Annotated in this window: 10 protein-coding genes and 1 tRNA gene; 5 read left to right on the top strand and 6 right to left on the bottom strand. The window is 72.3% G+C overall.

The window, feature by feature from the left end:
* Positions 1 to 49: 49 nt before the first annotated feature.
* The 3 genes from OG623_RS11460 to OG623_RS11470 all read left to right on the top strand — a co-directional run bounded on the left by OG623_RS11460 (position 50) and on the right by OG623_RS11470 (position 4,514).
* Positions 50 to 1,261 carry a glycoside hydrolase family 1 protein gene (locus OG623_RS11460; protein ID WP_406146151.1) on the top strand — a complete coding sequence of 404 codons (1,212 nt, stop codon included), beginning with the start codon at positions 50 to 52 and terminating at the stop codon, positions 1,259 to 1,261.
* A 256-nt stretch (positions 1,262 to 1,517) separates the two neighbouring features.
* Positions 1,518 to 3,644 carry a TPM domain-containing protein gene (locus tag OG623_RS11465; RefSeq protein WP_406151784.1) on the top strand — a complete coding sequence of 709 codons (2,127 nt, stop codon included), beginning with the start codon at positions 1,518 to 1,520 and terminating at the stop codon, positions 3,642 to 3,644.
* 156 nt (positions 3,645 to 3,800) lie between these two features.
* Positions 3,801 to 4,514: a PspA/IM30 family protein gene (locus tag OG623_RS11470; protein WP_406146152.1), complete on the top strand. Its 714-nt coding sequence runs from the start codon at positions 3,801 to 3,803 to the stop codon at positions 4,512 to 4,514.
* Positions 4,515 to 4,551: 37 nt separating this feature from the next.
* Here the strand turns inward: OG623_RS11470 and OG623_RS11475 are convergent, their stop codons facing one another.
* From OG623_RS11475 to OG623_RS11495, 5 genes are all read right to left on the bottom strand, one after another.
* Entirely contained in the window at positions 4,552 to 7,131 is a 2,580-nt protein-coding gene (locus OG623_RS11475) for a SpoIIE family protein phosphatase (protein WP_406151785.1), read from the bottom strand.
* A gap of 193 nt (positions 7,132 to 7,324) precedes the next feature.
* On the bottom strand, positions 7,325 to 7,762 hold the full coding sequence (locus tag OG623_RS11480; RefSeq protein ID WP_406146153.1) for an ATP-binding protein: 438 nt from the start codon (positions 7,760 to 7,762) through the stop codon (positions 7,325 to 7,327).
* A gap of 365 nt (positions 7,763 to 8,127) precedes the next feature.
* Positions 8,128 to 8,529 (bottom strand): NUDIX domain-containing protein, encoded by a 402-nt coding sequence (locus OG623_RS11485; protein WP_406146154.1) that lies wholly within the window; start codon positions 8,527 to 8,529, stop codon positions 8,128 to 8,130.
* 121 nt (positions 8,530 to 8,650) lie between these two features.
* On the bottom strand, positions 8,651 to 8,833 hold the full coding sequence (locus tag OG623_RS11490) for an SPOR domain-containing protein (protein ID WP_406146155.1): 183 nt from the start codon (positions 8,831 to 8,833) through the stop codon (positions 8,651 to 8,653).
* A 460-nt stretch (positions 8,834 to 9,293) separates the two neighbouring features.
* Positions 9,294 to 10,046, bottom strand: a complete 753-nt coding sequence (locus OG623_RS11495; RefSeq protein ID WP_406146156.1) for a GntR family transcriptional regulator — start codon at positions 10,044 to 10,046, stop codon at positions 9,294 to 9,296.
* 175 nt (positions 10,047 to 10,221) lie between these two features.
* On the opposite strand from OG623_RS11495, the gene OG623_RS11500 reads away from it, so the two are divergent.
* Both OG623_RS11500 and OG623_RS11505 read left to right on the top strand, forming a co-directional pair.
* Positions 10,222 to 12,807, top strand: a complete 2,586-nt coding sequence (locus OG623_RS11500) for a glycosyl hydrolase family 65 protein (protein WP_406146157.1) — start codon at positions 10,222 to 10,224, stop codon at positions 12,805 to 12,807.
* Between the two features lie 33 nt (positions 12,808 to 12,840).
* Positions 12,841 to 12,915, top strand: a tRNA-Trp gene (locus OG623_RS11505).
* 180 nt (positions 12,916 to 13,095) lie between these two features.
* Here the strand turns inward: OG623_RS11505 and OG623_RS11510 are convergent.
* A complete protein-coding gene (locus OG623_RS11510; RefSeq protein ID WP_406146158.1) occupies positions 13,096 to 13,257 on the bottom strand; it encodes a DUF397 domain-containing protein in 162 nt (53 codons plus the stop codon).
* Positions 13,258 to 13,264 lie beyond the last annotated feature (7 nt).

Here is a 13,264-nt window from a genome sequence, read left to right on the forward strand (position 1 = left end):
CGTACCCCTCGGCTTCACGTAAGAGCACGTAAGAGAAAGACGTTTCGCGATGACGCACACCCCGACGACGGTCCCGTTCCCCGAAGGCTTCCTGTGGGGCGCCTCCACTGCCGCCCACCAGATCGAGGGCAACAACACCGACAGCGACTGGTGGGTCAAGGAGCACTCCACCGGCACCCACATCCAGGAGCCGAGCCTGGACGCCTGCGACAGCTACCACCGCTGGACCGAGGACATGGACCTGCTGGCTTCGCTCGGCTTCACCGACTACCGGTTCTCCATCGAGTGGGCGCGTATCGAGCCCCTCGAAGGCCGGTTCTCCCGGGCCGAGCTGGCCCACTACCGTCGCATGGTCGAGGGCGCCATCGCCCGCGGGCTGCGCCCCATGGTCACCCTGCACCACTTCACCGTGCCGCAGTGGTTCGAGGCGCGCGGCGGCTGGACGGCGCACGGCGCCACCGAGCTCTTCGCCCGGTACGTCGCTGCCTGCGCACCGGTGATCTCCGATGGCGTCAGCCATGTCTGCACGATCAACGAGCCGAACATGATCGCCGTGATGGCCGGTCAGGCGAAGCGCGGCGACATCGGCTTCCCGCCCGCCGGGCTGCCCACCCCGGACGAGGAGACCACCGAGGCCGTCATCGCCGCGCACCACGCGGCCGTGAAGGAGGTCCGGGCGCTCGACGCCGGCATCCAGGTCGGCTGGACCATCGCCAACCAGGTCTACCAGGCGCGCCCCGGCGCCGAGGACGTCACCGCCGCCTACCGCCACCCGCGCGAGGACGTCTTCATCGAGGCCGCCAGGGGCGACGACTGGATCGGCGTCCAGTCCTACACCCGTACGGAGATCGGCCCCGAAGGACCGGTCCCCACGTCCGACGGCGTCGAGCGCACCCTCACGCAGTGGGAGTACTACCCGGCCGCCGTCGGGTACGCCCTGCGCCACACCGCCGAGGTCGTCGGTGCCGACGTGCCGCTGATCGTCACGGAGAACGGCATCGCGACCTCCGACGACACCCGCCGCGTCGCCTACTACACGGGCGCGCTGAACGAGGTGGCCGCCGCGATCGAGGACGGGCTGAACGTCCAGGGCTACCTGGCCTGGAGCGCCCTGGACAACTACGAGTGGGGCTCCTTCACCCCGACCTTCGGCCTGATCGGCGTGGACTGGGAGACCTTCGAGCGGACCGCGCGCCCCTCCGCCGAGTGGCTGGGCTCCCTCGGCCGCTCCCGCGAGCTGCCCCGCACCACCGCCGGCTGAGACCGGCCGGATCCCCGCCACCGCCGGCTGGGACCGGCCCAGCAGCGGGGACCGCCCGAACGGTCCCAGCGGTACGGAAGCCGTCGCCACCTGACCGGGCGACGGCTTCCGGCCGTGTCGCGCCGTGTCGCGCCGCGCCGTGCCTCGCTGTGCCGTGTCGTGGACGCGGTGGCCGGCCCTCCCGGCGGCCGGGTCGCGGGTGGCTGTGGGCGGACATAGCCTCCGAAATGTGACGCCGCCTGCGAGCCGTACCGGGATGTCCCGGCCCTCGATACCCGGCAGGGTCCTCGTCGCCGCCCTGGCAGCGGTGCTCTGGGTCGCCCTGCCGGGCGATCGGGGCGTCGCCCGGGCCGACGACCCCCTCACCCTGTCGCGTGAAGGACAGGTCACCGACACGGTGGACGCGCTCGGTGCCCGCGAGCGGCAGACCGAAGCCGCCCTCGACCGCTTGTTCGACGCGCATCGGGTCCAGCTGTTCGTGGCGTACGTCCGTGACTTCTCCGGCCGTGACGCGCAGACCTGGGCCGACGAGACCGCGAACCGCAACGGCCTGGGCCAGGACGACGTGCTGCTGGCCGTGGCCACGCACGACCGGCAGTACGCCTACTCCGTCGACCAGGGATCACACCTCACCGACGCGCAGCTCCGGGACGTGGCGAACACGGCGATCGAGCCCGCTCTCCGGCAGAACGACTGGGCCGGAGCCGCGATCGGCGCCGCCGACGGCTACGCCGCTGTGCTCTCGGGCGACCCGGTCCCGACGCCGGCCGTCACCCCGGGCGTCGCGGATCCCGGGAGCGGTTCCGGCGGCCCCGGCGGCTCGTCCGCCGGTCTGATCCTGCCCCTGGCGCTGGTCGTCGTCGCGGGCGCCGTCGCCGCCCTCACCTTCGCCCGGCGCAGACGGCGCACGCTCACGCGTACGACTCCGGCGGCTCCCGCGGCGGGCGGCTGGGGCGCCGGGGCCGGAGCACCGGCCGAGGCACCGGTCCCGCTGCCCGACCTGGACGCGCGGGCGAAGGAGGACCTGGTCGACACGGACGACGCCGTGCGCACCAGCGAGGAGGAGCTCGGCTTCGCCACGGCCCAGTTCGGAGAGGAGGCCGCCGCCCCGTTCGCCGAGGCCGTCCAGCACGCCAGGTCCCAGCTGACCGCTTCCTTCCGGCTGCGGCAGCAGCTGGACGACGCCTTTCCCGAGGACGACGCGACACGGCGCCGGATGCTCGACGAGATCATCAGCCGGTGCGGGGACGCCAACGGGCGGCTGGACGCGGTGTCCGAGGACTTCGACCGGCTGCGTTCCCTCGAACGGACCGCCCCGCAGGCCGTGGCGACCGCCGAGAGCACGTTCCGCGATCTGGTCGCACGCGTCCACGCATCGGATGCGGCGCTCGGCGCGATGCGGGAGCGGTACGCCGAGTCGGCGGCCGCTCCCGCCGCCGGGGACATCGAACAGGCCAAGGACCGGGTGGTCTTCACCACCTCAGCCCTCAACCAGGCGCGGGAGGCGGTGGACAGCGGCGACAACTCCAAGGCCGCGGTGTACGTCAGGGCGGCCGAGGGGGCGATCAAGCAGGTGTCCACCCTCGTGGACGCCGTGGACCGGCGATCCGGGGAGCTCGCCGAGGCCGCGGACAAGCTGCCGGCCGCGCTTACCGGGACGGAGACGGACCTGGCCGACGCGCGGGGACTGCTCGACGGCACCCAGCAGGGCGTGCCGACGGCCGACCTGCGGGGCCGGGTCGCCCGCGCCGAGTCGGTGGTCCGTGATGTGCGGGGGGAGCTGGACCCGGGACCGTACGACCCCATCGACGCGCTGCGCAGGGTGGAGGAGGCCGACGCGGCGCTGGACGAGGCGCTGGCCGGGGCCCGTGAGCGGGAGCAGGGCAGCGGGCGGGCGCGTTCGCTGCTGGACCAGGCGATGCTGACGGCGCGGTCGGCGATCGGTGCCGCCGCCGACTACATCACCACCCACCGGGGTGCGGTCGGCAGCCAGGCACGCACCCGGCTCGCGGAGGCTCAGCGGCGCTGGGAGTCGGCCCGGCAACTGTCGGACGGCGACGACCCGCAGGGCGCCCTGGCCGAGGCGCAGCAGGCGGACGCGCTGGCCACGCAGGCGCGGAGCCTGGCCGAGCAGGACGTACGCGGCTACCACGACCGGAGCGGCTTCGGAGGCCCGCGCGGCGGAGGCGGGGCGGGCGGCGCGGTGCTGGGCGGCATCATCCTCGGCGGGCTGCTCGGCGGCGGCGGACGGGGCGGGGGCCTCGGGGGCGGTTTCGGCGGGGGGTTCGGCGGAGGTTCCCGAGGCGGCGGATTCGGCGGCGGGCCAGGCAGCTTCGGCGGCGGGGGGACGCGTGGCCGGCGGGGCGGCGGTGGCCGCTTCTGACGCCGGGCGGCGGGGGCAGGCCCGGCCGGCGCACAGCGAGTTCCCGCACGGTTCCCACGCATGACTCGCGGCCACGATCCACAAGCACGGCTCACGCGCACGACTCGCAAGCACAACGCGCAGGCACGATTCGCACTAGGAGAGGTGAGAGGCGCCATGTCCAAGCAGACCGTACTCGGCCGCGTCACCCAGCTGGCACGGGCCAACATCAACGCGCTGATCGACCAGGCCGAGGACCCGCAGAAGATGCTGGACCAGCTGATCCGCGACTACAGCGACAACATCGCGGAGGCCGAGCAGGCGGTGGCGGCCACCATCGGCAACCTCAGGCTGCTGGAGGAGGATCACAGGGAGGATGTCGACGCGGCCAGGGAGTGGGGCCAGAAGGCGCTCGCCGCGAGCAGGAAGGCCGACGAGCTGCGCGCCGGGTCGTCGGGGGCCGAGGCCGACCGGTTCGACAACCTGGCCAAGGTGGCACTGGGGCGCCAGCTGCGGGCGGAGCAGGAGGCGCAGACCGCGGAGCCCACCATCGCCTCACAGACGGTGGTGGTGGAGAAGCTGAAGTCGGGGCTCGACCAGATGAAGGACAAGCTCTCCCAGCTGACGTCCAAACGCGACGAACTGGTCGCGCGCGCCGCTTCCGCGCGGGCGCAGAACCGGATGATGGACTCCGTCAAGAGCCTCGACGTCATGGACCCGACGACCGACCTGGGCCGCTTCGAGGAGAAGGTACGGCGCGAGGAGGCGAGGGCGGTGGGCAGGCAGGAGCTCGCCGCGTCGTCCCTCGACTCCCAGTTCGAGCAGCTGGACAGCCTCGGCGAGAGCGCGGAGATCGAGGCCAGGCTCGCCGCCCTGAAGTCCGCTTCCTGACCGGGGCCGGCCGCCCCCATGAGGGGCGTACGACCCGTCAGTACATGCTCAGCAGCTGCTCCACGGAGAGCTCGGGGGCGGGCGCGCCGTCGGGCAGCGCGAGCTCGAACCAGACCGTTTTGCCGCGCGGGGTGCGCCGCGAGCCCCAGGCCGCGCTGAGCAGCCCGACCAGTTGCAGCCCGCGCCCGCCCTCGTCGGTGTCGCGTGCGCGCCGGCGCCTCGGCTGGACGAGGCCCGCGTCCCACACCTCGCAGACGAGCGTACGGTCACGGAGCAGCCTGAGCCTGATCTCACCCTCGCCGTAGCGCAGGGCGTTGGTGACGAGCTCACTGACGAGCAGTTCGGTGGTGTCCACCAGGTCGTCCAGGTCCCAGGCGGTGAGCTGCTCACGGGCCAGCTCACGGGCGCGGGCCACCGAGCGGAGCTCGCGCGGCAGCCGCCAGTCGCCGACCGCGTCCGGGGCGAGTCCCTGGATGCGGGCCATCAGCAGGGCGATGTCGTCCTCGCCGTGCCGGGTGTCGAGCGTGCTCAGTACGTGGTCGCAGACGTCTTCGAGCGGGTGCGAGGGATCGGCGAGTGCTTCCTTGAAGGCGTCCAGGCCCTCGTCGAGCGGATGGTCCCTGGACTCGACGAGCCCATCGGTGTACAGGGCGAGGAGGGCGCCCTCCTTGAGCTCCACCTCGACCTCCTCGAAGGGTTCGCCGCCGACGCCGAGCGGCATCCCCGGCGGTACGTCGAGGAGCAGGGCAGGCTCGCCCGGTTCGGCCACCACCGGGGGCAGATGACCGGCGTTGGCGAAGGTGCAGCGCCGGGTGACCGGGTCGTACACCGCGTACACGCAGGTCGCCAGATACACCTCGGAGAGGTCGGCCTCGCGTGACTTGTGGGCGACGCGCGAGGGCCACTGGGAGCCTCCGCCCCCGCCGAAGCTGTCGCTCCGCTCGCCGCCGCCCGGGGTGCCGAGGCCTCGGGCCACCTCGTCGAGGGCGGAGAGCACCTCGGCGGGTTCCAGGTCCAGGAGGGCCAGCGTGCGTACGGCGGTGCGCAGTTCGCCCATGGCGACGGCGGCCCGCAGCCCACGGCCCATCACGTCGCCGACGACCAGGGCCGTGCGGTGACCGGGGAGTTCGATCACGTCGAACCAGTCGCCGCCGACCTCCGTGGCCGTGTTGCCGGGAAGGTAGCGGCAGGCGATGTCCAGGCCCGCCGCCTCCGGGTCGCCGGGCGGGAGCAGGCTGCGCTGGAGGATGAGCGCCCGCTCGTGCTCCCGGCGGTAGAGGCGGGCGTTGTCGATACAGACCGCGGCGCGGGCGGCCAGCTCGGTGGCCAGCGCCCGGTCCCGCTCGCCGAAGGACTCGCTGCCCTTGGTACGGGAGAACTGCACGAGGCCCACGACGACGTCGTGCGCGACCATCGGCACGGCGAGGGTGGAGTGGACGAAGCCGCGTTCGTCGCCGGGCACGGCCTCGACGCGGCCGGTGCGCAGGGCGACGGCGCAGGGCGAGTGGAACGGGTAGCGGTGCACCGAGCCGAGCTCGGGCGGCCCGGTGTCCCCTTCGGCCTCCGCGCCACTCCCCGCGCCGCCGGACAACACCCCGGGCAGGGCGTCGGACACGGCGCTGGCGTGGGCGACCCTGCGCAGCTCCGCCGAGCCGGTGCCGGACTCCTGGTGGTGCCTGCCCCAGCTGGCGGGCGAGGCCTCCTCACCGGTGAGCAGCCCCTGGTAGAGGTCGACGGTCGCGAGGTCGCAGAAGCCGGGCACGGCGACGTCGAGCAGCTCCCTTGCGGTGGTCTCCAGGTCGAGGGAGTTGCCGATGCGTGCGCTGGCCTCGTTGAGCAGGGCGAGGTTGCGCCGGGCGCTGGCCGCCTCGCGGGCGGCGATGTGCCGTTGGGTGACATCGGTGGCGAGCCCGGCGATACCTACGGGGCGCCCGCCCCCGCTGTGCACCCGGTAGAGGTTCATGGACCAGTGGCGCCGGGCCGTGGTGCCGGGCGGGGTGCCGACGAGCTGGAGGTCGGTGACGGAGTCGCCGGTCTCCAGGACGCGCTTGAGCGTGCCGGTGAGGCGTTCGGCCTCCGGGCGGGCCAGGTAGTCGTCCACCGTGCGGCCCCGGTGGTCGTCGGCCTCGCCGCCGAAGACGGTGGCGAAGCGCTTGTTGGCCCGTACGACGGTGAAGTCCGTACCGAAGAGGACAAAGCCGAAGGGAGATTGGCCGAAAATCGCCTGCGAGGCGGCGAGGTCGGTCTCCACGCGGCGCAGGGCTCCGACATCGACGGCGATACAGAGCGCGGCGCGCTCACCCGTCTCCGTCTCGCTCGGCATGACATAGATCTCGGCGAGTCCGCGGACCGCGTTCTCACCCGGCATCCGGAACGGGACGATGCCCGTCCACTCCTTGCCGTCCAGGATCTCGCCGACCTGCCTGCGGGCATCCGGGCGCAGCTGGGCGGGCATGAAGGCCTCGACCGGGTCCTTGCCCACGACCTCGGCCGAGGCCATGCCGAAGAGACTCGCGGCCCGTCTGCTCCACTGCTCGATCAGCCCGTCGGGCCCGATCGAGAACGACGCGACCCCGATGTGGTCATATATCGAGCCGGGCGGACTGCTCTGCCACATGACGTCGCCCGCCGTCCCAGGTATCTCGCTCACGCGACCGTCCCCTCCAGCTCACACACCGGACCGGTCCTGCCCGCAGTATTCAGCACTACGGGCCTCACCGGCACGGCGTTCACGATCACAGCACGGTCTCAGTCCCTTTCAGCCAGGTCCTGAGGGCCTCCGGTGATCGTCTCCGCGTCCCCTCCCACTCCTAACCAGGCAGAGCGAGCTCGAACCACACGGTCTTGCCGCTCTTTCCGCGCCGGGTGCCCCAGCTACGCGCGGAACAAGCCACGAGCTGCAGTCCACGCCCGCTCTCGTCCTCGGGTCCGGTCGTACGTTCGGTGGGCGGATCCGGAAGCGGATCGGAGACTTCCACCAGCAGACCCCGTCCGTCGGCGCCCCTGTCGGGCTTCTCACCGTCGGGATGCGGCCACCTCACCCGGACGCCGATGGGTCCGGAGGCATAGCGCAAGGAATTGGTCACCAGCTCGCTGACGAGCAGTACGGCGACGTCACCCACCGCCACGTCGAACGCCCATTGATGCAGTGCGTCACGGACCGCGTGCCTGGCGCTGCGCACGGAGCCCGGCACCGCCGGAAAGCTCCACTCGGCACAATCACCTTCGGTCTCGGTCACGCCGATCACTTCCCGGGGACGGCAGCGGGGGCGCACCCTGCCCGAAGGGCCTGATCAGCACAGACTCGATACAGGGCGCGAATTACCGCAGACAGTACTTCTTCGGGCGTACGTGTGTACAACACTCAGGGGTGCGACGCCCCGTCGTGGCCCGTGGTGCGCGGGCACCAGGACGGGTGCGCGGCTGGTGCGGTCGCACCGGGCGAGGACGGCGACAGCGGACGGTGTACGGCGGGGCGCCGCCATCGCCGCCACCGCCGCCACCGCCGCCGTCCCGCTCGCGTCCTGCCACGGGAGGCCTCCGGACAGGAGAGAAGGAGGCGCCCAGCAGCATCACGGCGGTGAGGGTCGCGGTCAGCCGCCCGTGCCCACGCTCAGTCCAGCTCGCCCGATGCCTTGAGGTCGTCGAAGAGCAGCTGGTCGACCGGCGGGACCAGAGGCCGGTCGGCGTAGGAGAACCAGGCCGTCTCCTCGATCTCGCTGCTGGCGGCCAATGTGCCCCGGTAGTCCCCGGTGTAGCAGCTCATCCGCACGACTGCGACGTCCGGCAGACCCGCGTCCTGGGCCTCGTACGTCCCCACATGCACCACGGTGGCGGGCAGGAGAGCCACCGTCAGCTCCTCCTCGACCTCGCGCAGCAGGGTCTCCAGGTCGCTCTCAGCGCCCTCCCGCTTTCCGCCGGGGATGTAGAAGACGCTCTTGCCCCGGGGCCGCGCGCAGAGGATCTTCCCGCCTTCCACCCGCACCCACGCCACCGTGTCGATCAATGCCGGCATGTCCTGCTCTCACTCGCTCGCTCCGGAGGGGCGCCGCGGCGGCCGCACGGGGCCGCCCGCCCACACGGACGACCCGGACTGCCGACCCGGGACCGAACAACGGCCCAGGACCGAACACGATCTAGGACCGCGCGCTCCGGCTCGTTCGCTCCACCCAGTAGAGCTGCTTGTGCCCATGACGGTCCAGACCGTCCGCGATCTTCTGTGCCTCGGCCTGCGTCGCATAGCGCCCGACGCGATATCTGTTGCCGTTGTCGTCCTGTCTGATGACCAGCCAGGGGAGCACGGCGCCACTGTCCGTCATGACGCCCCTCCCCAGCATTTCGCCCCTCTTCCCACCGGCGTGCACGTCTCTAAGGATCCCCAGGAAACCGCAGTACGCATATGCCCGAGCGTACGCCTGACCTTCACTCAGCGGATGCATGTTTGCACAAAGAGACACGCATCCGGCCATAACAAAGGGGGCGCACTCCCTCGAATGCGCCCCCTTCCGGCCATCGGACGGCCCTGCCAGGACCTCAGCCGGAGTGGCTCCGCACGACCGGCATCGGCATCAGCACCGGTCCGGCCGCGATGAAGGTGGAGAAGACCTCGGCACGCTTGAACTCGATGTAGCGGGGGGGGTCAGCCCGATCCGCTTGTTGATGACCAGGTCGGCGACGACGGCAGCGACGGCGTCAACTCCGCGTCAACGAGGGCGGACAAGGTGTCGCTCCCAGCGGTCACCACAGGCGCCCCGCCTGCCACCACGACCGCCCCGGCGGCTACTTGACCGGCAGATGGTAGGCGATCCGGTAGCGATCGGCAGGGACGACCACATCGGCGGTCTCCACCGCGAGTCCCGAGGCGTAGTACGTACGCCCGATCACCATCACGACATGGCCGGGGACCCCGCCGAGCGCGAGGAGCTCCTCCGCGAGCCCCGGGCGCGCGCCGATCTCCTCCACCACGTTGTCCACGACGAGGTCGATCGCCGCCATGCGCTCGACGACCCCGCAGCCACCCAGCGGACCCTCCTCGGGCAGCATCACCGGCGTACGCCCCGTGACGGCCAGGGGCTCCCAGGACGTGGACAGCATCATCGGCTCGCCGGCCTCCCGGAAGACGTACCGCGTGCGCATCACCCGGTCGTCCGGCTCGACCCCGAGGCGCTCGGCGATCTCGGCGCTCGCGCCCTCCTGCTCGCTGCGTGACTCCCAGGTCCCCTGCGTCCCGTCCGCCGTCTGTTCCTGACGGAACGGACTGGCCCCCGCCTCCGGCCGGTAGCCGGAGCGTGCGATCGGGCGCAGGACCGGTCGCGCCCGCACATAGGTCCCCGAGCCGGACCGGCCCTCGACGAGCCCCTCGGCCATCAGCACCTTGCGTGCCTCCAGCGCGACGGTGTCCGAGACCCCGTACTCCTCACGGATGCGGGCCTGCGACGGCAGCCGCGTATGGGGCGGCAGCGCACCGTTGACGATCTTCTCCCTGAGATCGCTCGCCACGCGCAGATAGGCGGGCTGCTCACCGAAAGCCACAGGCCACTCCCAACAGGTTGACAGACAGCAACAGAGTCGCAACCGTCGGTTGAGTACCGCAAGCACAGGCCAAGGTTTCACTCGAAGTGATGATTCCCCGTCCACCAGCGCATACCTGATGGGGTGCCGCGCGCCGTTACCGGACCGGCGCCACTCCCTTCCCTACCTTCGGGGAGTGAGAACCAAGCGCATCTCTCTTCTCGCGCCGTTGATCGCGGGCGCGTTGACCCTCCCCCTGCCGCCCCTCTCCTACGCCGCCGGGCCCGCGCCGTCCTCCCTGTGCGGCGGGTCGGACGCCCGCTCCGACGCCTCGTGGGCACCGGCCTCCACCACCTTCGGCGAGGCCGCGGGATACGACCCGTACATCGGCAACGGCTACCTGGGGCACCGCGTGCCCGCCGCCGGCGCCGGATACGCCGCCACCGGTGAGAAGACGGGCTGGCCCCTCTACACCCCGCGCTACGACGGCGCGTTCGTCTCCGGGCTCTACGCCCGGGACAAGGACCTCGCCGAAGGCCGCGAGGTGATCGCCGCGCTCCCGTCCTGGACCACCCTCGATGTGCGCGTCGGCTCCGAGACGTACGGCTCCGACACCCCCGCAGGCCGCGTCTCCCACTACCGCCAGACCCTCCACCTGCGCTGCGGCACCGTCGTCACCTCCCTGCGCTGGACCACCGCCGACGGCCGTGCGACCGACCTCACCTACGAGGTGCTGGCCGACCGCTCCGACGCCCACACCGGCGCCGTACGCCTGCGGATGACCCCGCACTGGAGCGGCACCGCGACGGTGACGGGCCGGCTGGACGAGCGCGGGGCACGCCGGGTCACGGTCGCCGACGACGGCACGTTCCGGGCCCTCGGTACGGGCACCGAGGGGGCGATCGTCCAGCGCGGCACCGACGGCGCCCGCACCACCCGGGTCAGGGCGGGCCGCTCGTACACCTTCGAGAAGTACGTGGGCGTCGACACCTCGCTGACCTCCCACGACCCGCTCGCCTCCGCCACGGCCGCCGCCGAACGCGCCGCCGGGCGCGGCTGGTCCGGGGTCGCCGCCGACAACGCGGCGGCCTGGCGCGGGGACTGGGCCGCCGACGTGAGGACGCCGGGCAGCCCGGACCTGCAGGCCTGGCTGCGGGCCACGCAGTACGGGCTGCTCGCCAACACCAGGACCGGATCGTCGGACAGCATCGCCCCGGCCGGGCTGACCAGCGACAACTACGCGGGCATGATCTTCTGGGACGCCGAGACCTGGATGTACCCGGGTCTGCTCGCCACCCGCCCCGAGCTGGCACGCTCCGTCGTCGAGTACCGCTACCGCACCCGCGCCGCCGCTCGCGCGAACGCCGAAAAGCTGGGCTACCAGGGGCTGTTCTACCCCTGGACGAGCGCGAGCGAAGGGCGCCTGGACTCCGAGTGCCAGAGCTGGGACCCGCCGCACTGCCTCACTCAGAACCACCTCCAGGGCGACATCGCGCTCGCCGTCTGGCAGTACTACCTGGCCACCGGTGACCGCACCTGGCTGGCCGACCGGGGCTGGCCGCTGCTCAAGGGCATCGCCGACTTCTGGCAGTCGCGCGCCACGGCCAACGCCGACGGCAGCTACTCGGTGAAGAACGTCGCGGGCCCCGACGAGTACAGCAACGGCGTCGACGACGGCGTCTTCACCAACGCGGTCGCCGCCACCGCCCTGCGCAACGCCACCCGCGCAGCCGCGCTCCTCGGCCACCCCGCACCCGCCGGCTGGACCCGGGTCGCCGACAAGCTGCGGATCCCGTACGACGCCGAGCGCAAGGTGTTCCTCCAGTACGCCGGCTACAACGACTCCACCATCAAGCAGGCCGACACGGTGCTCCTGGTCTACCCGCTGGAGTGGCCGATGGAGGAGGGCGCCGCCGCCGCGACCCTCGATCACTACGCCGCGCTCACCGACCCCGACGGCCCCGCGATGACCGACTCGGTGCATGCGATCGACGCCGCCACGACCGGGGAGCCGGGCTGCGCCACGTACACGTATCTCCAGCGGGCCGTACGCCCGTTCGTCCGCGGCCCGTACCACCTCTTCTCCGAGGCCAAAGGGGAGAAGTCCGGCGCCGAGGACCCGCTCTCGGGCTTCCCTGCCGAGGACTTCCTCACCGGGAAGGGCGGCTTCCTCCAGGTCTTCACGCACGGCCTGACGGGTCTCAGGCTGCGCGAGGACGGCGTACGCCTCGACCCGCTCCTGCCACCGCAACTCCGGGAGGGCGTGGAGCTGACGGGGCTGCGTTACCAGGGGCGTACGTACGACATCGCCGTCGGCCCGCGCACGACCACGGTCCGGCTGACGGACGGCGCGCCCTTCACCGTCCACACCCCGGCCGGCCCGCGCCGCCTCTCCGGCACCCTCACGCTCCCCACCCGCCGCCCCGACCTCACCCCGACGTCCGACGCGGCCCGCTGCCGCCCCGCCACGGCCGACTCCGAGGCCCCCGGGCTGTACGCCGAGGCCGCGGTGGACGGCAGCCCGGCGACGTCCTGGTCACCGGACGGCGCGACGGGCACGCTGACGGTGCCCCTGCGCCACGTCACCCGCATCGCCTCGCTCACCCCCCGCTGGACGGACATCGCACCGGCCTCCCACACCCTGGAGACCTCCCTGGACGGCCGCACCTGGCGCCCGTACGAACCGGGCGCCGTGGCCCGCCGGATCAGGCTGACGGTGCACTCGGCGGACGCGGAGAAGCCGACGGGGGTGAGCGAACTGACCGTCACCGAAGGCGAGTAGGTGAGGGCGATGGGCTAACATCGCGGGCCGGGCGGAGCCGTAGCGCAGAGGTCGTCGCGCGCGGTCTCCAAAACCGCGAGGACGCCGGTTCAAATCCGGCCGGCTCCGCTCGGCAGCCACGCTTCTGAGGTTACGGTCAGCGCGGTGCCGTCCATCGCCCGGACGGTGGTCGCGAAACGGCACGGAAGAAGAGGCACGGAAGAAGAGGCACGGAAGAAGAGGCACGGAAACAGACGCGGGCGGAGCCGTTGCCCGGCCCCACCCGCGTTCCATGCGCACCGTGTCACATCAGCCGCGCGCGGCCATCCGCACGAATGTCGCCCACTGGCCCGCACCGACGCGCAGGACGGGGCTTTCGGCCTGCTTGGAGTCGCGTACGAACACGGACGTGTCCTCAGCCGCCACCTCCACGCACTGCCCGCCGTCCCCGGCACTGTGACTGCTCTTCATCCAGGGC

This window comes from Streptomyces sp. NBC_01012, from assembly GCF_045162755.1.
In the GTDB taxonomy this organism is placed as follows: Bacteria; Actinomycetota; Actinomycetes; order Streptomycetales; family Streptomycetaceae; genus Streptomyces.

Bases quoted from the DNA above. Each gene is read 5' to 3' on its own strand.
- OG623_RS11510 (WP_406146158.1), bottom strand. From the start codon at position 13,257: ATGAAGAGCAGTCACAGTGCCGGGGACGGCGGGCAGTGCGTGGAGGTG.
- OG623_RS11460 (WP_406146151.1), top strand. From the start codon at position 50: ATGACGCACACCCCGACGACGGTCCCGTTCCCCGAAGGCTTCCTGTGG.
- OG623_RS11490 (WP_406146155.1), bottom strand. From the start codon at position 8,833: ATGACGGACAGTGGCGCCGTGCTCCCCTGGCTGGTCATCAGACAGGAC.
- OG623_RS11485 (WP_406146154.1), bottom strand. From the start codon at position 8,529: ATGCCGGCATTGATCGACACGGTGGCGTGGGTGCGGGTGGAAGGCGGG.
- OG623_RS11470 (WP_406146152.1), top strand. From the start codon at position 3,801: ATGTCCAAGCAGACCGTACTCGGCCGCGTCACCCAGCTGGCACGGGCC.
- OG623_RS11475 (WP_406151785.1), bottom strand. From the start codon at position 7,131: ATGTGGCAGAGCAGTCCGCCCGGCTCGATATATGACCACATCGGGGTC.
- OG623_RS11465 (WP_406151784.1), top strand. From the start codon at position 1,518: ATGTCCCGGCCCTCGATACCCGGCAGGGTCCTCGTCGCCGCCCTGGCA.